We start from the raw sequence: 22,164 nt of genomic DNA, 5'->3' as shown, positions 1-22,164 counted from the left end.
TACGGAAAAACATTATGAATTATTGAATCCTTAAACTGAAACCAGAGATAAAAATAAAAATGTGACACAGTCAGGATAAATTTGATGATAAAGATCACATTGATAATGTTACGTTACATGAATGAAAAACAAGCGGACGGCGGGAATAACAAAGATAATTAATTAAAGCAGTGAATTGTTATGCAATGCGGTATATGACCGTTTAGTGATCATATTCACGGTTTCACATTTACAGTCATGTTAGTAAAGCAAAATGGTGTACTGGAATATTTACACTATCGGCGAAAGAAGAGTAACAGGATATTTGTAATGTACATATCTGCGAAATAAATTTATCAGAATAAAATAATTAAAAAATAAATTAAAATAGATTGTATTGCTGGTTTTTGTCGCTGGTTTAGGGTTTTGATTGAGTTTAATCCGGTTTAGTGCGTTATTTTACTTTGGTCGTAAATGGTGGCGTTTACAGATGACGACATCATTTTTCGCATGTCCGGCAGCAGCCCGATGAAAATGCAAAATATGGAATTTGTGCATCAGATCACGCAAGGCAGGCATGAATAAAGACGCAAAAACAGACAAACCGGCCACGATTTCCGCTTTTTTTCTTGAAAACCCGGCGGAGCAGGCGTGTAATAATGGCGTGCCGGATTAGCTCAGTTGGCAGAGCAGTTCATTCGTAATGAAAAGGTCACCAGTTCGAATCCGGTATCCGGCACCATTACCTGTCAAAGAGCCAGCGATTATCTCCCGATACCGGCTTTTCACCCCGGGACGTATTTGAGACGTAACCCGGTCGTTCTTTTATACTCCGTCTTCCGGAGCTGATTATCAGTCATCATATTCCCGCTGTATATTTAACCAGCAATACAGAGACTAAGCATTATTTTAATCTGAGGAATATAAAATGACTGATAAAGCAAATAACGGAAAGAAAGAGGCCGGAAACGAAAATCTGAAAAAGATACCTTCGCTGACAATCAAACCACCACCACTTACTCCCCCGCCAACGGGGACAGTAACCGCGCCGCCGATTACCACGCCGCGGCTGCAATAAAAGTATAACCGGGTTATATACCGAAGCCCCGCTGAAATTGCGGGGCTTTTTGGTGTCAGGCGCGGATAACGGCCTGCGGGACAGACTGTGCGACCCGCTGATGCCCTTTATGATTAAGATGAAGATGATCTCCTGAATCATATTGCGCGCTGAGCTGCTGAGGGCAGTCCGGGTTGCGTACCAGCAGATCGCTGTCAATCACGGCATAAAACTCACCGCTTGTCCGTATCCAGTGGTTTATCTCCTGCCGTACAGCCTCTTTTTCTGCCGAATAAAAATCTGCCATGCCATACTCACCGGTTCCGCGCAGGGGCACCAGTGTGACAGCCGTCATGCGGATATCCTTTTCCCGCGCCATGGTCAGTAATTGCCGGTATCCCGTAATGACATCCGCTGCTGAAGGTACAGAACCTGCCGGATCTAACGCCGTTCCTGCCAGTCCGATATCATTGAGTCCGGCCTGTACGATACAGGCTGTGACACCGGGCTGCTGAAGGACATCCCGTTCAAACCGTGACAATGTACTGATGCCGATAGTGTTTTTCAGCAAGCGTGAACCCGATTGCCCGGCATTCACCACGGCAATATTTTCATCAATAAAACGTTCAGCGAGTAAATCAGTCCAGCGGCCGTATGTGTCCATTTCGACGCCGTTACCGTCAACCATCGAATCACCGATAACCACGAGTGTCGCGGCCTCCTGTTCCGGCTGAATCAGCACGCTTTCAAGTAAAAGGCGGGAGCTGAGAAACTGACCGTCAGCATCTTCTTTCCGGGCAGCCCGGTTGCCCGGTTCCAGTAAGGAAAAATGACGCGCATCCCAGTGAAAGGTATTGAGCGGCACCGGCTCCGGCAGGAAAGTCCGCAGAGTGATGACTGATAATGACGGAATGTGCAGCGGGATCTCATCACTGCGCAGGATATCGCCCGCAGGAATGACTGCGCCGGGTTGTCCGCCAAAGGTGACGGGTACTGCGCTGTACAGGCCGGAGACGGACAGATAACTCTCTCCGGCCACCAGGGGTTGTGTGCCGTAACGGTTGGAAAAAACCAGCCGCAGTTTTCGCCCGCCAAGGCTGATGCGAAATGTCTGCCGGAGGGTCTGATTACCGGTGATGGCCGGAATATCCGCCGGAAACGGAAATGTCTCACCGGATGCGGGCTGGGAGGTTGAAAGCCACGTACATACCGGGTGAAAGGGAGAGGACATCAGGGATTCTCCTGTCAGTGAAAACAGATTCAGTGTGTATCCGGCGGGGTGGTCATCGCATCAAACGTGTGCATGGCAACCTCCGCCATCGCCAGCAGGCGGTCGCGGCTGACGCCATCCCGTGCCTGAACAGAAATTCCGTGCAGCAGTGTGGCGACGTAATCCCCGAGGGCCTGTATATCAGTGTTTTCCGGTATATCACCGGACTCAGCACCACGGCGGATACGCTGTATGATGCCGTCTGTCCGCGCACGGCGGTGATCGGCCAGCCAGTGCATGATGGCCTCGTTTTCAGTGGTATAGTTAGTCAGTGACAGCACCACCATACATCCGCGCGGCCGGTCATCACGGGTATAGGTATCAACGGCAGCGGTCAGCAGATGTTTTATGGCGCTGCGGGTATCCGGCTCTGCCATGGCCGCACCGGCAAAAGCGCCTTCTTCGGCCAGATAAAGGGCTATTGCCTCACGAAACAAATTTTCCTTCGATCCGAAAGCGGCATAGATCCGGGCTGATGCAATACCCAGTGCAGCAACCAGATCAGACACCGACGTGCCTTCATAACCACGTTGCCAGAACACCTGTTCAGCCTTACGTAATGCCTCTTCGCGATCAAATTCTCTTGGTCTGCCTGCCATTATTAATTCTCCGTATACGTTATCTGAAACAAATGCTACCAGTTCTTTATCGGTTAACAAAGAATTATTTTTTAATGATTGACAAAGATTTGAATTCCCCCGTAATCTATTAATTGTCGATTGACCAACAATTGGTTCCGCAACAGGAAATACCCGTTCTTACGGGCTGCCCGGGACTCTTATCATTTACAGATTATACGGAACAGGTATGAACACATTATTCAGGAAGGTATTACTGGCAGCAGTCATGACGTTCGCAGTGCACGGTACGGTGCCTGCGGCAAATACACAGAAACAGCCGGTAACACCAGTAATACAGGCGAATGAAGCAGATTTTCAGCATCACTACACGGATGTGGCCGGGCAGCGTATCCATTATGTGACGGCGGGAAAAGGGGAGCCGGTATTACTGATCCCCGGCTGGCCGCAGACCTGGTATACATGGCGCTATGTGATGACAGAGCTGGCTGCGCAGGGATATACGGCGATAGCCGTGGATCCGCCGGGAACCGGTTACTCCGCCCGTCCGGAGAGTGGTTATGATACCGGCGCGGTGGCAACGGTGTTACACACCATGATGCATCAGCTGGGCTATAAAACGTATTCGGTTGTTGGTCACGATATCGGCATGTGGGTTGGTTATGCACTGGCGGCGGATTATCCTGCGGATATTAAAAGAATAGCGTTAACGGAAGCGGTTATTCCGGGGCTGGCGCCGGCACCGGCTATTTTTGTTGATCCGGAAGAAAATATTTTCCTCTGGCACTTTATGTTTAATCAGGTGCCGGATTTACCGGAAATGCTGACTGCCGGAAAAGAGCAGGACTATCTGAATTTTATTTTTGACCACTGGGCTTACCGCCGTGATCGCGTTGCGGCACAAACCTATATCGCTGCCTATTCTTCGCCGGGCGGGTTGCGTGCCGGATTTGCCTATTACAGGGCTATCCCGCAAACCATCCTGCAGAATAAGCAGCGGGCAGAGAAAAAACTGATGATGCCGGTTCTGGCTATCGGAGCGGATCACGCTACCCGTGATGCCCCGCAGCAGACAATGCAGGGAAGAGCCGCTGATTTGCAGGGGGCGATGCTCAGTGAATGCGGTCATTTTGTGACAGAAGAATGCCCGGAACAGCTGATGGATGTATTACTGCCATTTTTACGTAAATAAAAATCCTGACGACAGATATAAGGACTGGTCAGTCAGCAACCTCAAGCCTCCGGAATGGAGGCTTTATTTTTTACTGGCACTTTTGTTCAGGATTGATATTGTCTGTTGCCGGAAAACTGCCGGCCTGAGTAATAAGTCAAATACGGCACGACAACGTTATCATGAAATCAACGGGTATATTTAATAATGAAAAAAATAACGATGCTATCTGCTTTGATTGCGGCATCTCTGCTGCTGGGAGCCTGTGATAAATCAGAGGCAGGTAATACAGTTAAACATGAACAGTCCGGCGCGCGTTATTCCGCACCTTTCGGGCTGACCTGGGGGATGACCGAAGAGGCGCTGGCACCACGGCTCGGCAGTCAGCCTGAGACGGATAACAGTGAGTATGCCTGTCCGCTGACCAAAGTGACTTCCAAAACATTTTCCGGCGGATTAAATGAAGCAGGAGAGTACGAGTTCCGTTTTTTACCGCAGTACGGACAGCCGGATTTCAGCGGGCTGGTCGGGATCGGCTATTTTTATTCCACTGACGATGAAACCGCGTATCAGACTCTGCTGAAAAAATTACAGCACGACCTTGAAGCGGAATATGGCAAGCCTTCAGTACTGGAAAGCAAAAAAGCAGACGAAGAGCATTTCATTTATAAATCAAAAGAAAAAGAGATCAGTTTATTTGTAATGATGCGGGATGCCCGTTTCTATATTTCGCTGGATTACAGTTACTTCCCTGAAGAACATCAGGTATCGCTGAAGAATAATATGCAGAAAATAAAAGAAACCTGTGTTAAGCAGCGGGAAGAGTAGTACGTCACTGCGTACAGAAAACTACCCGGTTACTTTCTGTTTTATGCTGTAACACCGTCATATTAGTGATGGTTTTCTCAGAATATGATGTCCCGGTAACTTATACTGGCCATCAGGGAAAATCATCACAAAGCCGGGAGCAACGGATGCATAAACGGATTTTCAGGGAATTGTTTAAGCCGGACAGCACATCGGTTCTTGCGCGATGGCCGTATTTTATTGCCAATTTGTGGCTGGGGCTGTTTACCGGACTGGCGGTACTGACCATGCCGGTGTATCCGGATCTGCTGGGTTTTCCTTACTCTTCCTTTTATTTCTTCACTTATATTGCGGTTGCCGGTGGTATCTTTCTCTGGTGTTCAGTCAATATTCTTGCTAAACGGCTGCGTGATATCGGGTTTACGATGGCCTATAATACGTCGATATTGTATACCGTTATTGATTTGCTTCTGATATGGCAGACGGATTATCTCATTGTGGATCTTATCAGCATTGCGATCACGATTATGATTATGCTGATCCCCGCCGGATATCTGAATAAAAAAGAAATATCTGTCTGAACCCTCTTTTCCCGGAGATAAAATGTCCGTTTATTTCGTCATTTCGGTTCTGATTATTTTTATTATTATCCTGCTGATAGTATTAACTATTACCGATAAAATTGTAATCAGGCGGAAAAAAACCGTTTATTTATCGCTGATTGTGCTGTTTTTTGCTTTTTTTATTAAAAGCACGCTATCGGAAAAAGAGTTGCAGTTAAAGACGCGTATTCTTGATATGTCGCCGACACTGAAAGCCATCAATCAGGTTGATCCTGAGGCGTTTGATGCCTTTTTTGCCGATTATAAAAATGCCGGCAGTATCCCGGGAAAAAGAGAAGGGCATTATATGCGGGTACAGCAGTGGGCTACTGCAAATCTTAAACACCTGCTTTATCTTGCGGCAGATGATGCAGTCATTAATTACGGGAAAATGCGGCTGGAATTTTTACAGAAAGCGCTGGCACAGGATACATCCGGTGACTTCTGCTTTCGCGTGTTGCATCCGGAAGTGTCAGGCCCGCCGGATATGAAACTGGCCTCCGCGGAATACCGCAATTTTATTATCAGCAACAGAGCGGTACTGGATCTGGTGAATTCTGCCGGCGAAGGCGTTCCTGTTGAACACTATTCTGCGGATGATATTAATATATTATTTTCAGCGCAGATACAGGAACCAGCGGATAAATACGGTGACCGTTTCCTGATGGATGACCCGCTTGCACTGGCGGAAAATAAGCGGCAAACCTGTCAGATGGAAATTGATCTGATGGATGCGGTGCTGAAAGCACCGCCCCGTGAATCAGCGGAATTGATCCGTTATGTATTTGCGGATAAGTGGCCGGAATAAACAAAACCGGACTTAATACATCTTAAGCCCGCATCTGATATCATTATTCTGCACCAAACGGCTTACGGAGGACGGGATGCTGCCCATTGAGACAACCAGACTGCCTTCTGATTATTAATATTTTTCGCTATTAATCAGAAGGAATAAACATGAATTTTACCAGAATTGATTTGAATACCTGGAACCGCAGAGAACATTTTGCTCTTTATCGTCAGCAGATTAAGTGCGGATTCAGCCTGACTACAAAACTCGATATTACTGCTTTGCGTACCGCACTGGCGGAAACAGATTATAAATTTTATCCGGTGATGATTTATCTGATCTCCCTGGTTGTTAATCAGTTTCCGGAGTTCCGGATGGCAATGAAAGATAATGAACTGATTTACTGGGATCAGACCGATCCTGTATTTACTGTTTTTCATAAAGAGACTGAAACATTTTCTGCGCTTTTCTGCCGTTATTGTCCGGATATCAGTGAGTTTATGGCGGGTTATAATGGGGTGATGGCAGAATATCAGCATGATACTGCATTGTTCCCGCAAGAAGAGTTACCAGAGAACCACCTGAATATATCATCATTACCCTGGGTGAGTTTTGACGGATTTAACCTGAATATCACCGGTAATGATGACTATTTTGCTCCGGTGTTTACTATGGCGAAGTTTCAGCAGGAAGATAACCGCGTATTATTACCTGTTTCTGTGCAGGTGCATCATGCCGTTTGTGATGGCTTTCATGCAGCCCGGTTTATTAATACACTTCAGATGATGTGTGATAACGTACTGAAATAAGTTAATTAATACTTTATTTAAGCCACTGTATCCGGAAGGAATGGTGGCTTTTTTTTATCTTTTCATCGTGATGTGTAATCTCGTTTCAGAATGGTTCAGGATCACTGTACGATAATGCTCCCGTAGTTTGGTAATATCCTTAATAAGAAAAAACAAGCAAAGACGAACAGCAATAGTAATAAAGAAAGCAGTAACAATAACAGTAATAAGATAGTAACAACACCAGATGTAGTTATAACAATAATAGTATTTATAATAATAGCACTTATGATAATAGTACTTATAGTAATAGTATTTACAACACCAGAAAGACTGCTGCGACAGTCGTTTTAAATAATACCAGAATGCTGTAAAAGCACCTGTGGTATTAACATTAGTATTAACACCAGTGAAAACATCATGATGGTATAGAAATATGCCTGATTATGTTTAATTAAACAATAAATAAACCGACATGTATAACAGAAGATAATATTCTGGTTGGCATTCTTTCTGTTCAGTATAAACATATCGTCCGGTTTCGTCAGAGCGGTATATAATAAGTTAAACTGAATAGGTATATATTTTAGTTTAATTTTTTGATGTTATAAATAAAGTAAGACGATCTGCTAAGTCAAAGCGGGGTATATTTTTATACCCCGCTTTTTTTATCTGCCGGCAGGGTGCGGGTAGTGGATCAGATTGTGCAGCGTGACCACGGAATGTCCGGGGTTGGCGTATGCATGCGGGATATCCGCGTGGAAGCGCAGAGATTCCCCGGCCGAAACAGTATGCCATTCATCTCCCAGCCGCAGCTGTAATGCGCCTTCCAGCACAATGACATGCTCGATAACGCCCGGCTCATGCGGGCCGGATTCACTGAGCGCCCCGGGCAGCAGGTCAATCTTCAGTAAGTCTGTTTTCAGTTCATCATCAAACGGGATCAGCGGTGTGACACGCATCCCGGAGCGGGTCTGCTCAAAGACCGGCAGTTTTGCAAAAGGGTGAAGCCCCGGTTGCTGCTGTGGTTGTGCACCTTCCAGAAATACAGAAAAAGCCACATTGAATCCGGTGGCGATTTTCCAGAGTGTCGATACAGTCGGGCTGGACTGCCCGCGTTCAATCTGGCCGAGCATGGCTTTGCTGACGCCCGTCAGTTGTGCTGCCTGGCTGAGACTCAGTCCGCGTTCGGCACGCAGTTGTTTAAAAGTTTCAGCAACAGCCGGTGTGATATCGTGCATAAATTGTCATTATTCCGGGTGATCGTCATTGTCCGTTATAGCATCCGGTGGTAGAGTTCCGGTCGTATGCTATAACATCCGATGGTGTGTTCCTATGACTAAGTTAACATTTTTTCGTGCCTTTTCTCCAGCAATGATGATGACGGGACTGGTTGCGGTACTGGTCGGTTACGCCAGTTCGGTGGCCATTATTTTACAGGCACTGGAGGTGGCGGGGCTTGATGCCGCACAAACCGGCGGCTGGCTGATGATGCTGGGGATCGGGATGGGGGTGACGACTATCGGCTTGTCACTCTGGTATAAAATGCCGGTGCTGACGGCCTGGTCCACACCGGGAATTGCGCTGCTGGTCACCAGTCTGTCCGGTGTGAGCATCAGTGAAGCCGTCGGAGTGTTTATTTTTGCGTCCGGACTGATGTTTCTGTGTGGTGTAACCGGTATTTTTGCCCGGCTGATGAATCACATTCCCCGGGCGCTGGCATCAGCGATGCTGGCAGGCATTCTGTTACGTTTCGGGCTGACGGCATTCGGTGCGCTCGATACCAGTTTTGTGTTGTGCGCCGCCATGATAGCCGCCTATGTGGTGATGCGGCGGATTTTCCCGCTGTATGCCATCATTGCGGCGCTGATCACAGGGATTACCGTGACCGGACTGAGCGGTGACCTGCATTTTGTCCGGACGGGCAATGTGTTTGTCCTGCCGGAATTTATAATGCCGTCATTTACACTGACTTCTCTGATCAGTGTCGGTATTCCGTTTTTTATTGTCTCTCTGGCCTCTCAGAATGCCCCGGGGATTTCTATTTTACAGGCTAACGGCTATCCGCCGCATACCTCTGTATTGCTGGCCTGCTCCTCGCTGGCGGCGATGGTGCTTGCACCGTGGGGCGGATTCAGTATCTGTATTGCCGCGATCACCGCTGCGATTTGTATGGCACCGGATGTGCATCCTGATCCGGCACGGCGTTATACCGCAGCTGTCTGGGCGGGAATATTTTATCTGCTGGCCGGGGTTTTCGGCGGAGCGGTATTTATGCTGTTCAATGCCTTTCCGGCGGTTCTGATACAGATCCTGGCCGGGCTTGCGCTGCTGACAACCCTGATGAACAGCCTGCATCAGTCACTGGCGGATGAAAAAGGGCGGGATGCAGCGATTATCTGTTTTCTGCTGACAGCGTCCGGCATTACGCTGCTCGGCATCAGCTCTGCCTTTTGGGGATTACTGGCGGGTATTGTGGTGCATCAGATTATGGCGGTGCGCAGACGCTGAGTATCAGCGCAGCCCTGAAATACCTTAACATTCCGATAAGGTATATGACGGCTTATGTTATAGAGTGGAGCAATCTGCATCTGTATTCATCTTCCGGATGCTCAAAACCCGTGTTTTTACCTGAGAGGCTCCGATGAAAACTATTGCTATAGTGATTTTTGATGAATTTACAGATATCGATTACTTTCTGATGCGGGATATTTTCGGACGGGAAAAACAGGCGTGGACGGTAAAAGTGCTTGGCACGAAACCCGTTCATGTCTCTGTACTCGGACAGGAAGTGAAAACAGACGGGCCGTTGTCTGAGGCTGCTGATGCGGATGCTGTGCTGTTCACCAGTGGTCAGAAAGGCATTCCGGCGGCACTGGCAGATCCGGCATTTACCGGGGCATTACAGCTGAACCCGGAAAAACAGTTGCTGGGCTCTGTATGTGCCGGTTCGTTTATCCTGCATAAACTGGGATTACTGACGGGCCTGCGTTCGACAACTCACCCCGATGCCATGGCACGTTTCAGAGCTGAGGGGGCAGAGCCGGAAGATACACCTATCGTGATTGCCGGTAATATTGCTACCGCAGGCGGGTGTCTGTCCGCTATCTATCTGACCGGCTGGGTGGCGCAGCGCCTGTGTGATGATAACAAACGCCGGGATATTCACCGCCAGCTGATCCCGGGCGGCCAGGAAGCGTTATTTGAAGAACTTATCTCACAGACACTGGCCGAATCTTACGCTGTTCCGGAGACACCATGAGTTTACAGAATTACCGCGCCACAGAGCGTCATTTCTGGCGCAATATCGCACAAACCGTTATCACTGTCAGTGATCGTGCAGAGTGTTATCTGACACCGTTACCGGTGCCGGTATTTAACTATATCTATTTGCAGGCCGGTGCGGATAAACATGAATTTGCACAGGCACAGCAGGCTTTTTCCGTTCATCACAAACCCCATTGCCTGGTGGCGGAGAAATCTGCCGCGGAAGCACTGCATCCGCAGATTCAGGCTGCCGGTTATGAGGCTGACGGTGAAACCAGTGCCATGCATCTGAATATTGATGAGTGGCAGCCATCTTCTGTCCTTCCGGCGGGATGTGAAATCCGGGAGGTCAATGATCAGCTTGCGTTATGGGCTGAGCCGCTGGAAGCCGCGTTTCCGGCTGATGAGGAAGACGGAGAGGAAATGCCGCAGTTCAGTATCATCAGTGATTATATCAGCTATCATCAGCGCGCAATGGCAAACGGTACTGAGCTGCACCATGCGGTTTTACTGTGTGACGGGAAACCGGTCAGTTGCATCACGCTGTCTCTGTCTGAATGCGGGGCGCGGATTGACGATCTCGGGACAATACCTGCACATCAGGGCAACGGTTACGCCACACTGCTGCTGGACCATGCACTGACACTGTGCCGGAAACGCGGGCTCCGTGATTGTTATCTGGAAGCCTCTTCTGAGGGGCTGAGTTTGTATCAGAAGCTGGGTTTCCGCACATTGTTTGATTATCTGTTTTATGTGAAGGGGTAAAAATGCGTCAGGCTGTCATCGGTGCATTACTGGGTTGTCTGCTGATTATGCCGGCAATGGCATCAGAAACAAAAAATAGCGGGAAAGCAGCGGCCCGGACAGAAAGTCTTGTCCGGCAGGATGGCAGTGATATCCATTATTATCTGTTGCATCAGCAGGCGGAACCGGCCCGGAAATTACTGGTGCTGATTCAGGGCTCAGACTGTAACAGTGCCAAAAATAACCGTTTTATGGTGGATACATTCGGTGGTGCGTTCCCGGATCATGACATTCTGCTGGTGGAAAAATACGGCATTACCGATGCGCTGCCTTTTAATGACCGTGATGGTGAGCGGGCAGATTGCCCGGCGGAAACCATGCTCAACGATACTTTATCAGTCCGGGTCAGTGATTATGCGGCGGTGCTCGATCGCCTGAAAGGGGAGTATGACACCGTGCTGCTGCTGGGCGGCAGCGAAGGGGCAACGGTTGCGGAGCATACCGCGCTGGCGTCACCGGCGGTTGATGCGGTGGTGGCGATCAACGGCGGCGGGCGCTTTTTCCTTGATGATGTCACGGATAGCTTCCGCAATAGTCCTCAGCCACCTGAGGAGACTGAATTAGCCGGTTTTCTGGCATTTACCGATGCGGTAAAACGCAATGAGGTGGCAGACGATATGCTGGTCAGTCAGCACGGACCACGCTGGTGGCGTGAATATCTGGCGGCAGATGCACAACAGGTGCTGAACGGTCAGACAAAACCGGTTCTGGTTATTCAGACGCTGAATGATACCAATATCAGTATCACGTCGTTTAAGCAGATGCAGAATGCAGTGGTGAACCCGGCCGTGACATTCAGAACCTTTGATAATCTGGATCACTACTTTAAGGATAGTGACGGAAACCGCCATACCGGACAAATCCTGTCAGTTATCCGTGACTGGTATGCCGGACAGTGATTATCTGCGGGATTGCGGGGAAATAAAAAAAACAAACGCCCGTTAAAACGGGCGTTCAGTCAGGCACTGCCGCGTATCAGCGGACAACCAGAACCGAGGTATGGGCGTAACGCACAACCGCTGCGGCGTTGGAGCCAAGCAGATAGGTGGACATATCCGGGCGGCGTGAGCTGATCACAATCAGGTCACTTTCCAGGGTATCCGCCAGTTTCAGAATCTGATCTTTTGGTGAGCCGGAAACGACATGCAGCTCAAACTGCTCCGCAGGCAGATTAAAATCACTGACCATCTTCGCCAGTTGTTCTTTGGCGCTGTCCAGAATCTCATCTTTTTCCGGCAGGGTTGCGGCATAGGCAATGCCGAACGACGCAAAGTGAGAGAATGACGGGATCACAGCGATAAAGTGAATTTTGGCATTTTCAAATTTGGCTAATGTCTGAATCGTCGGGATCACCTCGCGGGTCAGCCCGGTTTCGGAAATATCGATTGGAACTATAATCGTTTTATACATACACACCTCTCAATCTGAAAGCCGGCAAATAAGTTATTAGTAATAGTAACCTGCGTAAAGAGCACTATACGTGAAAACGATCAAAATTCACAAATAAACCCCTTAACGGGGCTTAATTGTGTGATGTGGTGACTAACTGAAAATAAAACGGTCAGATTTATCATCCAGAATCTGTTTCAGCAGTGCACTCAGTGTGCCGGCCGGGGTGTCGGGATCCGGCTGCCATTTATTGTTATCCACATAAAAAAGCTGCCAGTTATCATCAGCTTCTGACCAGGTCAGTTTGGCGATTTGTTTTTCGATGGTTTGCGGAGTGCCGCACGGGCAGACGAGTTGTTTCTGATAAATCAGTATGTTGTTATTGTCAGTACGGTACTGAACATCGAACTCATCGGGGATATGACCATTCGGATACAGGCGCTCAGTGAACAGGCGCATGTTCTGCTTTATTTGCTGTGTCTGAACTGAATTAAATTCCATAGCATTACCATTTTGTGACGAACGAAAATGAAAACATCCCGTTTATCCCGCCCGCCGTTCCGGCGGACCCGGCCGCATCAGGCAATATGTTATCTGCATAAATTGCGGACCGTCACGGGAGATCATGTTAGCGCATTTCACTGAGGTGAGAAATACTTTTCCGGCTGTTTCCGGATAACAGGCAGGGGATAATACAACAGAATTAATCAATCAAAGGAAAACAGGCGAAAAAAAACGGCTTCCGCAGAAACCGTTTTTCAGTGTACAGACTATGGTGCAAACGCTGTTATTTTTTGATTTTAATGACAACAGTTTCACCGACAGTGACCGGGCCGGTCATTTTGGTCATCTCTTTGATTTCATCCATATTAGAGATAACCACCGGAGTCAGGGTGGATTTGGCTTTCTCTTCGAGCAGAGCCAGATCAAACTCAAGCACCAGATCGCCTTTTTGTACGCGCTGGCCTTCTTCCGCAATACGTTTGAAGCCTTCACCTTTCAGTTCGACAGTGTCGATCCCGAAGTGAACAAACAGTTCAATCCCGCTGTCCGATTCAATGGAGAAAGCGTGATTAGTTTCAAAAATTTTACCGATTGTACCGTCAACAGGGGCAACAATTTTGTTTCCCGCCGGTTTGATGGCAATACCATCACCGACAATTTTTTCAGCAAAAACAACGTCAGGCACATCTTCGATATTCACAATCTCACCGGACAGCGGCGCCACGATGTCAATCGTGCCGCTGTCTTTTTTATCATCCGAAACCAGCGACTTCAGTTTGTCAAACAGACCCATGAATACTCTCCTAAATGTTGATACGGGACCGGGCGTGAATTTGGCGTTCTCAGCACAGGGTTTTTTCTTTGGTGAAAGTTTCCACCAGTGCCATCAGTTCTGTTGCTGTCGGCTGAGCGAGTGCCTGTTCAGCCAGTGCTTTCGCATCTTCATAATGCGTATTGCGGATCAGTTTTTTGATACGCGGGATAGCAATAGAACTCATACTAAATTCATCTAAACCCATGCCCAGCAACAATAAAGTTGCACGTTCATCACCCGCCAGCTCACCACACATTCCGGTCCATTTCCCTTCCGCGTGGGAAGCGTCAATGACTTGTTTGATAAGGTTCAGCACCGCAGGAGACATCGGGTTGTAGAGATGGGAAATCAGCTCATTTCCGCGATCCACAGCCAGAGTATACTGCGTCAGGTCGTTGGTTCCAATACTGAAAAAATCGACTTCTTTTGCAATGTGACGTGCATTGACTGCTGCCGCCGGGGTTTCCACCATGATACCAACTTCGATAGTTTCATCAAAAGGTTTCTGTTCATCCCGCAGCTGCTGTTTCATTTCGTCCACTATCTTATTGAGTTCGCGGACTTCTTCGACGGAAATAACCATCGGGAACATGATACGCAGTTTTCCGAAAACGGATGCGCGTAAAATCGCACGCAGCTGCGTATCGAGAATTTCACGGCGATCCAGACAGATGCGGATAGCACGCCAGCCGAGGAACGGGTTTTCCTCTTTCGGCAGATTCATATACGGCAGATCTTTATCACCGCCGATGTCCATGGTGCGGACAATAATGGCCTCATCCGGCATGGCCTGGGCGACTTCTTTGTAAGCACGGAACTGCTCTTCTTCTGTCGGCAGCGAGTCGCGATCCATAAACAGGAACTCGGTACGGTATAAACCGACACCTTCCGCACCGTTACGCTCCGCACCCGGCATATCACGTACCGTACCGATATTGGCACAGACTTCGACCTGGTGGCCGTCGAGAGTGATGGCAGGCAGATCTTTGAGTTTTGCCAGTTCGGCTTTTTCCGCCAGATAGTCGTCACGCACTTCTTTCATGCGTTCAATATCGTCTTCTGACGGATTGAGATAAATGGTGTTATTAACCGCATCCAGAATCAGGTAATCATCACTTTTGATATTTTCAGTGGCATTACCGGTACCGACCACGGCAGGGATTTCCAGAGAACGCGCCATAATCGAAGTATGGGAAGTACGTCCGCCGATATCGGTGATAAAGCCCAGCACTTTTTTCAGGTTCAGCTGTGCGGTTTCGGACGGCGTCAGATCTTTGGAAACCAGAATAACTTCATCGGCGATGGCGCTGAGGTCAATAATCGGCATACCGAGAATATTTTTCAGCAGACGGTTACCGATGTCGCGGACATCTGCCGCACGTTCTTTCAGGTATTCATCATCAAGGCCTTCCAGCGCGGCAGCCTGCTCTTCAATCACCTGATGTACCGCGTAATCAGCCGTTTTTTTGCTTTTGATGATGTCAGTAATTTCATTTTCAAGCTCCTCGTCTTCGAGCAGCATGATATGACCTTCAAAAATTTCGGCTTTCTCGGCACCGAGATTTTTTTCAGCGGTTTCTTTGATGGCATTCAGCTGCGCGGACGCCTTGGCGCGGCCTTCAGTGAAACGCCGGATTTCAGCATCAATCTGCTCAGCAGAAATCGACTTCTGGCTGATAATGATAGGTTCTTCTTTGAGTAACAACGCTTTACCAAAAGCGATACCCGGTGAAACAGAGATTCCTGAAACCATAATAATACCTTTGAGTTTACTGGGGGACGTACAGCAGCGGGCTGCGTGAGCGTACCCGGAAACAGACTATCCCCGGCATGCAGCAATAGCCGGGGATCCTGACAGGTGAGGGCGGAAGGAGATTACTCCAGTTCACCCATCAGTTTGACGAGGTGCTCTACTGCTTTCTGCTCATCTTCACCTTCTGCGGCGATAGTCACCACAGTACCCTGTGTCAGACCCAGAGTCTGTAATTTGAACAGGCTTTTGGCACTGGCGCTTTTGCCGCCGGAAGTCAGGGTGATGTCAGATGCGAAGGTTTTGGCTTCTTTGACAAACTGAGCCGCAGGACGGGTGTGCAGGCCGTTAGGAGCAGTAATGGTGACTTCTTGCTGATACATAGCGTTACCTCATGTTAGAAATTTTTTATCGGCAGTTAATATTAAGACATATAACAGTAATCATAGCCGGAGCAAGTAAAATAGCACAACCCGAAGATTCGACATACGTATTTGGTGTCATTATTTTGAGCTGTGAAATAATTACATTTTTAATACTAAACAACCGCACAAAAATCACCCCGCAGAGTGCCAAACTTTGATCCGTTGCACAAAAAAAGCACCCTTTACGGGTGCTTTCGATGTCAGGCAGGGCGCGGACTGAATCCGTTCAGTTGATCAGTCATCACTGATATCTGCGAACAGGGCAGTACTCAGATAACGTTCACCGGAAGACGGCAGGATCACAACGATATTTTTGCCCTTAAATTTATCTTCTTTTGCGAGACGCTCAGCGGCAATAACGGCCGCACCGGATGAAATACCGGCCAGAATACCTTCACGCTCCATCAGTTTGCGGGCGGTTGCAAAGGCATCTTCGTTGCTGACAAGTTCAACACGGTCGATCAGGCTCAGATCCAGGTTGCCCGGGATAAACCCTGCGCCGATCCCCTGAATTTTATGCGGACCCGGTTTGATCTCTTCCCCGGCAAGTGCCTGGGTGATCACCGGAGAGCCTTCCGGCTCGACAGCCACGATAGTGACGTCTTTTTTCCCTTTGATATTTTTCAGGTAACGGGCAATACCGGTGATAGTACCGCCGGTGCCGACACCGGCAACCACCACATCCACATTACCGTCAGTGTCTTCCCAGATTTCCGGGCCGGTGGTTTTTTCGTGAATCGCCGGGTTGGCCGGGTTACTGAACTGTTGCAACACGATATAGCGGGACGGATCAGACGCGCTGATTTCATCGGCTTTTTCAATCGCACCTTTCATGCCTTTCGCACCTTCGGTCAGTACCAGGTTTGCTCCCAGTGCTTTCAGCAGTTTACGGCGCTCGATACTCATGGTATCCGGCATGGTCAGGGTCAGTTTGTAACCACGGGCGGCAGCAACATAAGCCAGTGCAATCCCGGTGTTACCGCTGGTCGGCTCCACCAGCTCCACGCCGGGCTTCAGAATACCGCGTTTTTCCGCATCCCAGATCATATTGGCACCGATACGGCATTTGACGCTGAAACTCGGGTTACGGGATTCCACTTTCGCCAGGATATTGCCGTGACCGAAATGTTTGAGGCGCACCAGCGGTGTGTGACCAATGGTTAGCGAATTATCTTCATATATCTTACTCATCGGTTTTCCTTATAGGGTTATTCATAATCAGACTAAATATAAAACCACATTACCCGCTGACCGGCGGAAAGGAAATACATAATCGGCATATCCATATAACCGGACGGATAATTAATAGCGAAAAGGCATAAGAGACGGGAAAAACGGCAGAGCGGCGCGATAACCGCCCTGCACGGAAAGGGATGGCAGATCAGCCGCGGACAAACTGTCCGCGGTAGCGATCCACCCACAGCGCGGTGGCACCGCAGACGGCGGCCGGCATGATAAACAGGTTCACAAACGGGATCATGGTCAGCACACTGACCAGTGAACCGAACTGGAGGTTGGTCATATTATCGCGGCGCAGGGTGCGTTTCATGTCCGGGAAACTGACCTTGTGATTATCAAACGGAAAATCCCCGTACTGGACGGACATCATCCATGCACCGAAAATAAACCAGAGTACCGGTGCGATTGTCTGTCCGACCCCGGGAATAAAGAACAGAATCAGCAGGATAACGGCACGCGGGATGTAATAGAGCAGCTTGACCACCTCCCGTTTCAGGATACGCGGAATATCTTTCATCAGATCCGCCCAGCCCTGATCCGGCGCGGGACGCCCGGTCAGTTCCGCTTCCAGTTTCTCCGACAGCCAGCCGTTAAACGGCGAGGCGATGATATTGGCGACGGTACTGAAAAAATAGCTGAAAATCAGCAGCACGGAGATCACCGCCACCGGCCAGATAAGATAATCCAGCCATTGCAGCCAGCCCGGGACTTTATCCATCAGCCAGGTCATCCATCCGCCAAACTGACTGAATAACCACCAGAGTGCACCGCCCATAACCACGATATTGGCCAGCAGCGGCAGAATCACGAAGGCCCGGATACCCGGACGCATCATCAGCCGCCATCCTTGTGCAACATATGCAAAGCCGCTGAGCGGCCTGACAGGATTTGTCATACTTCCTATTCACTCCTATGATTGGAAAACGTTATACTATCAGACTGAACTATTGATTTGTCCGGCCACAAATGAAATGTCAGGATGAAAAATCAGTCAAAAAGAGCAATTAAATGATCTTTATTGCAAGAAATACGTGCAGGGACTTGAACTTAACATCATTGACAAATACTCTTGTAATCAAACGATAGTATTTTGCCATGGTGGCCTTTAATTTAAACAACAGAGATAGCACTGATGCAAGATTTGCGTCTGATATTAATCGTTGTGGGGGCGGCAGCAATCATCGCATTGTTGCTTCACGGACTGTGGACGAGCCGTAAAGAGCGCTCATCCCTGTTTCGCGCGCGCCCCATGAAGCGTCGTAAATACGAGTCACAGGATGAAGCCGCTGATGACATGTCAGAGGCTGACGGCTCCCGTCATGCTGCCGCATTACCGGAAGATCCGGCTCCGCGGGTTTCTCCGTATTCAGAAGCGCAGAATGAGCAGGATCCGTTATTATCTGCCGGCAGAGCATATCCGTCATCAGCGCCGGAAGAGCAGCCTGTGATACCGAAAGCTCAGAGCCCGCGCCGTCAGCCGGTAAAAACACCGGAAACAGAGCCGCAAATCGGATTATTTGATGCTTTAGAGCAGGAAGCACCGGCACCGGATGCCTCTGCTCCGGAGGAAATAACAACGGCAGCGGTGATCACGGCAGCAGAAGCAGAAGCCGGTATTTCTCATACACACGCAGAGGAACCTGCGGCTGAACCGGAAGCGGTTCCGGTACAGGAAGAGGTTCCGGCCAGCAGCGCTGAGAACAAGGAACTGGTACTGGCTCTGTTTGTGTCCGCACATCCGGGACAGATGCTTGCGGGTGACACCCTGCGCACGGCGATTGAGCAGGCCGGGTTCCGTTTCGGTGCCATGAATATCTATCACCGCCATGTTGATCCGGCGGGCAGCGGTCCGGTTCTGTTCAGTCTGGCCAATATGGTGAATCCGGGCACATTTGTGCCGGAGCAGATGGAAGAGATCGAAACCCCGGGCGTGGCCATGTTTATGATGGTGCCGTCCTACGGCGATGCCGGTCAGAACTTCAAGCTGATGTTACAGGCCGCCCAGCGCATCGCATCGGATGTCGGCGGGGTGGTTCTGGATGAAGAGCGCAAGATGCTGACACCGCAGAAAATCGAGGTGTACAAGGCGCGCATCCGGAAAGTTCTCGTCACCGGACAGAACTGAGAAACATAAATCGCATAAAAACCCCCGCAATGACGGGGGTTTTTTTCAGGTATAAACAGATTGCAGATAACTATGATGCCAAAAAATAACGAAAACGACATTGAACAACTGCGCGCCACGCTGCGCCATCATGAATACTGTTATCACGTACTGGATAACCCGGAAGTGCCGGATGCGGAATATGACCGTCTGATGCAGAGCCTGAAAGCACTGGAAGCGGCACATCCGGAGCTGATTACACCGGATTCCCCGACACAGCGGGTCGGGGCCTCGCCGCTGAGTGCCTTTGAACAGGTGCGGCATGAAATCCCGATGCTGTCACTGGATAACGTGTTTGATGAGGAGAGTTATCTCGCTTTTGACAAACGTGTGCGCGACCGTCTGAAAGACACGCAGGATCTGACATTCTGCTGTGAACTGAAACTCGACGGCCTGGCGGTCAGCCTGCTGTATGAGAACGGCAGCCTGGTACAGGCAGCAACCCGGGGGGACGGTACGACCGGGGAAAATATTACCGCCAATGTGCGGACTATCCGCGCTATCCCGCTGAAACTGCGCGGAGAGAATATCCCGCAGCGTGTTGAGATCCGCGGTGAAGTCTTTATGCCGCAGAAAGGCTTTGAGGCAATGAATGAGGAAGCGCGCCGCACCGGCGGCAAAGTTTTTGCCAACCCGCGTAATGCGGCGGCCGGTTCACTGCGCCAGCTGGACCCGTCAGTGACGGCAAAACGTCCGCTGACCTTTTTCTGTTACGGCGTGGGTGTGCTGGAAGGCGGCACACTGCCGGGCAGTCATTATGAGCGGCTGCAGCAATTTAAAGCCTGGGGATTACCGGTCAGCGACCGGGTGATGCGCTGTACCGGCAGTCAGGCCGTGCTGGATTTCTATCACAATGTGGAAGAGAGCCGTCCGGTGCTGGGTTTTGATATTGACGGTGTGGTGATCAAAGTGGATTCCATCGCACAGCAGGAGGCGCTGGGTTTTGTATCCCGTGCACCGCGCTGGGCGACGGCCTTTAAATTCCCGGCCCAGGAGCAGATGACGGTTGTCCGTGATGTGGAGTTTCAGGTCGGCCGTACCGGTGCCATTACCCCGGTTGCCCGTCTGGAGCCGGTGCTGGTGGCCGGTGTGACGGTCAGTAATGCCACACTGCATAATGCGGATGAAATCAGCCGCCTCGGGCTGAAAATCGGCGATACTGTGGTTATCCGCCGTGCCGGGGATGTGATCCCGCAGGTGGTGGGCGTGGTGGAATCTGAACGTCCGGCAGATGCACGGGAAATTGAGTTTCCGCTCCATTGCCCGGTATGCGGATCAGATATTGAGCGGGTGGAGGGCGAAGCTGTTGCCCGCTGTACCGGCGGCCTGATTTGCGGGGCGCAGCGCAAAGAAGCACTCAAGCACTTTGTGTCCCGCCGCGCCATGGATGTGGACGGTCTGGGCGATAAAATTATCGATCAGCTGGTGGATGCGGAATATGTGAAGACACCGGCAGATCTGTGGAAACTCACACCCGGAAAGCTGACCGGACTGGAGCGTATGGGGCCGAAATCCGCACAAAAACTGACAGATGCACTGGCGGCATCAAAACAGACGACGTTCGCCCGTTTCCTCTATGCGCTGGGAATACGTGAAGTCGGCGAAGCCACAGCTGCTAACCTGGCGGAACATTTCAGAACGCTGGAGGCCCTGCAGCAGGCGGATACAGAAGCGCTGAAAGCGGTTCCTGATGTAGGTGAGGTTGTGGCGAAGCATGTGGTGAATTTCTTCCGTGAACAGCATAACCGGGAGGTTATCACCAAACTGACGGACGAAGCCGGTATCAGCTGGCCGGATGTGGTGGCTGTGGATGCATCGGCACTGGATAATCCGTTTGCCGGTAAAGTGGTTGTGCTGACCGGCTCATTGCAGATTCTGACCCGTGATGAGGCGAAAGATCGTCTGACAGCTCTGGGTGCCAAAGTGACCGGCAGTGTGTCGAAAAAAACCGATCTGGTGGTTGCGGGGGAAGCGGCCGGCTCCAAACTGGCCAAAGCGGAAGAGCTGGGTATTAAAGTAATAGATGAAAATGAATTTATTGCGCTGCTGAACTGACAACAATGATGAAAAACGGTCTTCCGCGGAAGACCGTTTCAGTCACATCAGGAGAGATGATGGAGAAAGAAGATTTAGTGGCTGTCGCTAATACTGCTATGCCATTTGGTAAATACAAAGGTTGTCGTTTAATTGACCTTCCTGAGGAATACCTGCTCTGGTTTGCCCGTAAAGACTGCTTTCCTGAAGGACGACTGGGTCAGCTGATGCAGATCACCCTCACTATCAAAATTGAAGGTTTAAGTGGCCTGATAAAACCGCTTAAACGTCCTGCTCACTGATCCTGTGTCAGTGCATCGATGACTTTCCTGCTCAGTATACGAAACTGACGCTGTTCATCGTCATCAAGACTTGCAAATACTTTTTCTGCATTGCGTGTGCGTCCTGTTGCCGCGCGTGACAGAAACTCTTCACCTTCCGGTGTCAGCTGGGTAACCAGTTCCCGTTTATCGGTCTCCGACTGATACTGGGAAACAAACTGATGTTTTTTCAGCGCCCGCAATGATTTCGAGACATTCTGGCGCGAAATCCCGAGTTTCTGGCTTAAATCCGACGGGGTTAAATCCCCCTGAAGGCGCAACATTTCCATGACATCATATTGTGCCCATGTCACCTTCTCAGGTGAGCAGATGGTTCGTTGCGCTACCAATGTGCACTGTAACAATGACAGTGTATTTTCCAGTTCCTTGAATGACATAACACCTCCCTTTT

24 protein-coding genes and 1 tRNA gene are annotated in these 22,164 nt (G+C 49.7%); 14 read left to right on the top strand and 11 right to left on the bottom strand.

Annotated features, from left to right (window positions below; genetic code table 11):
* Positions 1–645 precede the first annotated feature (645 nt).
* Together AAZR23_RS09490 and AAZR23_RS09485 are read left to right on the top strand one after the other, a co-directional pair.
* Positions 646–721 (top strand) — tRNA-Thr (locus AAZR23_RS09490).
* A 186-nt stretch (positions 722–907) separates the two neighbouring features.
* The gene (locus tag AAZR23_RS09485) at positions 908–1,057 is read left to right on the top strand and encodes a hypothetical protein (protein ID WP_218426438.1); all 150 of its coding nucleotides are present in this window, start codon (positions 908–910) and stop codon (positions 1,055–1,057) included.
* A gap of 55 nt (positions 1,058–1,112) precedes the next feature.
* Here the strand turns inward: AAZR23_RS09485 and AAZR23_RS09480 are convergent, their stop codons facing one another.
* On the bottom strand, positions 1,113–2,267 hold the full coding sequence (locus AAZR23_RS09480) for a GDSL-type esterase/lipase family protein (protein ID WP_434692082.1): 1,155 nt from the start codon (positions 2,265–2,267) through the stop codon (positions 1,113–1,115).
* Positions 2,268–2,296: 29 nt separating this feature from the next.
* Positions 2,297–2,905, bottom strand: a complete 609-nt coding sequence (locus AAZR23_RS09475; RefSeq protein ID WP_434692079.1) for a TetR/AcrR family transcriptional regulator — start codon at positions 2,903–2,905, stop codon at positions 2,297–2,299.
* A gap of 208 nt (positions 2,906–3,113) precedes the next feature.
* Here AAZR23_RS09475 and AAZR23_RS09470 point away from each other — a divergent pair, with 208 nt between their 5' ends.
* The 5 genes from AAZR23_RS09470 to catA all read left to right on the top strand — a co-directional run bounded on the left by AAZR23_RS09470 (position 3,114) and on the right by catA (position 7,063).
* A complete protein-coding gene (locus AAZR23_RS09470; protein ID WP_434692076.1) occupies positions 3,114–4,076 on the top strand; it encodes an alpha/beta fold hydrolase in 963 nt (320 codons plus the stop codon).
* Positions 4,077–4,262: 186 nt separating this feature from the next.
* A complete protein-coding gene (locus tag AAZR23_RS09465; protein WP_218426436.1) occupies positions 4,263–4,883 on the top strand; it encodes a hypothetical protein in 621 nt (206 codons plus the stop codon).
* 146 nt (positions 4,884–5,029) lie between these two features.
* On the top strand, positions 5,030–5,443 hold the full coding sequence (locus AAZR23_RS09460) for a hypothetical protein (protein WP_434692073.1): 414 nt from the start codon (positions 5,030–5,032) through the stop codon (positions 5,441–5,443).
* A 22-nt stretch (positions 5,444–5,465) separates the two neighbouring features.
* Positions 5,466–6,272 carry a hypothetical protein gene (locus tag AAZR23_RS09455; protein ID WP_434692071.1) on the top strand — a complete coding sequence of 269 codons (807 nt, stop codon included), beginning with the start codon at positions 5,466–5,468 and terminating at the stop codon, positions 6,270–6,272.
* 149 nt (positions 6,273–6,421) lie between these two features.
* A complete protein-coding gene (gene catA, locus AAZR23_RS09450; protein ID WP_434692068.1) occupies positions 6,422–7,063 on the top strand; it encodes a type A chloramphenicol O-acetyltransferase in 642 nt (213 codons plus the stop codon).
* Positions 7,064–7,710: 647 nt separating this feature from the next.
* On the opposite strand, the gene AAZR23_RS09445 is transcribed toward catA, so the two are convergent.
* Complete coding sequence (locus AAZR23_RS09445; protein ID WP_052927506.1) at positions 7,711–8,283, bottom strand: helix-turn-helix domain-containing protein; 573 nt, start codon at positions 8,281–8,283, stop codon at positions 7,711–7,713.
* A 94-nt stretch (positions 8,284–8,377) separates the two neighbouring features.
* Here AAZR23_RS09445 and AAZR23_RS09440 point away from each other — a divergent pair, with 94 nt between their 5' ends.
* From AAZR23_RS09440 to AAZR23_RS09425, 4 genes are all read left to right on the top strand, one after another.
* The gene (locus AAZR23_RS09440; RefSeq protein ID WP_434692064.1) at positions 8,378–9,553 is read left to right on the top strand and encodes a benzoate/H(+) symporter BenE family transporter; all 1,176 of its coding nucleotides are present in this window, start codon (positions 8,378–8,380) and stop codon (positions 9,551–9,553) included.
* A 133-nt stretch (positions 9,554–9,686) separates the two neighbouring features.
* Positions 9,687–10,304, top strand: coding sequence for a DJ-1/PfpI family protein (locus tag AAZR23_RS09435; protein ID WP_107679960.1), 618 nt, complete (start codon positions 9,687–9,689; stop codon positions 10,302–10,304).
* Positions 10,301–11,074: a GNAT family N-acetyltransferase gene (locus tag AAZR23_RS09430; RefSeq protein WP_434692060.1), complete on the top strand. Its 774-nt coding sequence runs from the start codon at positions 10,301–10,303 to the stop codon at positions 11,072–11,074. Before AAZR23_RS09435 ends, AAZR23_RS09430 begins: the two co-directional genes overlap by 4 nt.
* Before the next feature lie 2 nt (positions 11,075–11,076).
* Positions 11,077–12,012, top strand: coding sequence for an alpha/beta hydrolase family protein (locus tag AAZR23_RS09425; protein ID WP_434692057.1), 936 nt, complete (start codon positions 11,077–11,079; stop codon positions 12,010–12,012).
* A 76-nt stretch (positions 12,013–12,088) separates the two neighbouring features.
* Here the strand turns inward: AAZR23_RS09425 and uspF are convergent, their stop codons facing one another.
* The 7 genes from uspF to cysZ form a co-directional block, all read right to left on the bottom strand.
* On the bottom strand, positions 12,089–12,523 hold the full coding sequence (gene uspF, locus AAZR23_RS09420; RefSeq protein ID WP_004240247.1) for a universal stress protein UspF: 435 nt from the start codon (positions 12,521–12,523) through the stop codon (positions 12,089–12,091).
* 132 nt (positions 12,524–12,655) lie between these two features.
* Positions 12,656–13,003 carry a DUF3024 domain-containing protein gene (locus tag AAZR23_RS09415; RefSeq protein WP_046894802.1) on the bottom strand — a complete coding sequence of 116 codons (348 nt, stop codon included), beginning with the start codon at positions 13,001–13,003 and terminating at the stop codon, positions 12,656–12,658.
* A 286-nt stretch (positions 13,004–13,289) separates the two neighbouring features.
* Positions 13,290–13,799, bottom strand: coding sequence for a PTS glucose transporter subunit IIA (gene crr / locus AAZR23_RS09410; RefSeq protein WP_004240252.1), 510 nt, complete (start codon positions 13,797–13,799; stop codon positions 13,290–13,292).
* A 49-nt stretch (positions 13,800–13,848) separates the two neighbouring features.
* Complete coding sequence (gene ptsI, locus AAZR23_RS09405; protein WP_166708227.1) at positions 13,849–15,573, bottom strand: phosphoenolpyruvate-protein phosphotransferase PtsI; 1,725 nt, start codon at positions 15,571–15,573, stop codon at positions 13,849–13,851.
* Between the two features lie 122 nt (positions 15,574–15,695).
* The gene (gene ptsH / locus AAZR23_RS09400) at positions 15,696–15,953 is read right to left on the bottom strand and encodes a phosphocarrier protein Hpr (RefSeq protein ID WP_004240254.1); all 258 of its coding nucleotides are present in this window, start codon (positions 15,951–15,953) and stop codon (positions 15,696–15,698) included.
* 276 nt (positions 15,954–16,229) lie between these two features.
* Positions 16,230–17,186, bottom strand: coding sequence for a cysteine synthase A (cysK, locus tag AAZR23_RS09395; RefSeq protein ID WP_107679956.1), 957 nt, complete (start codon positions 17,184–17,186; stop codon positions 16,230–16,232).
* A 190-nt stretch (positions 17,187–17,376) separates the two neighbouring features.
* Positions 17,377–18,129 carry a sulfate transporter CysZ gene (gene cysZ / locus AAZR23_RS09390; protein WP_218426429.1) on the bottom strand — a complete coding sequence of 251 codons (753 nt, stop codon included), beginning with the start codon at positions 18,127–18,129 and terminating at the stop codon, positions 17,377–17,379.
* Positions 18,130–18,363: 234 nt separating this feature from the next.
* Between cysZ and zipA the strand changes: the two genes are divergently transcribed.
* From zipA to AAZR23_RS09375, 3 genes are all read left to right on the top strand, one after another.
* Positions 18,364–19,359, top strand: a complete 996-nt coding sequence (gene zipA / locus AAZR23_RS09385; RefSeq protein ID WP_208323389.1) for a cell division protein ZipA — start codon at positions 18,364–18,366, stop codon at positions 19,357–19,359.
* 72 nt (positions 19,360–19,431) lie between these two features.
* Positions 19,432–21,453: an NAD-dependent DNA ligase LigA gene (gene ligA, locus AAZR23_RS09380; protein WP_218426428.1), complete on the top strand. Its 2,022-nt coding sequence runs from the start codon at positions 19,432–19,434 to the stop codon at positions 21,451–21,453.
* A 59-nt stretch (positions 21,454–21,512) separates the two neighbouring features.
* Complete coding sequence (locus AAZR23_RS09375) at positions 21,513–21,734, top strand: DUF3820 family protein (RefSeq protein WP_046894807.1); 222 nt, start codon at positions 21,513–21,515, stop codon at positions 21,732–21,734.
* Here AAZR23_RS09375 and AAZR23_RS09370 read toward each other — a convergent pair.
* Positions 21,728–22,150: a MarR family winged helix-turn-helix transcriptional regulator gene (locus AAZR23_RS09370; protein WP_046894808.1), complete on the bottom strand. Its 423-nt coding sequence runs from the start codon at positions 22,148–22,150 to the stop codon at positions 21,728–21,730. The genes AAZR23_RS09375 and AAZR23_RS09370 overlap by 7 nt on opposite strands.
* Positions 22,151–22,164: the final 14 nt, after the last annotated feature.

The sequence above is a fragment of the Morganella sp. Je.2.23 genome (genome assembly GCF_051129855.1).
In the GTDB taxonomy this organism is placed as follows: domain Bacteria; phylum Pseudomonadota; class Gammaproteobacteria; order Enterobacterales; family Enterobacteriaceae; genus Morganella; species Morganella sibonii.
This window is presented reverse-complemented; position numbering and strand designations above follow the sequence as displayed.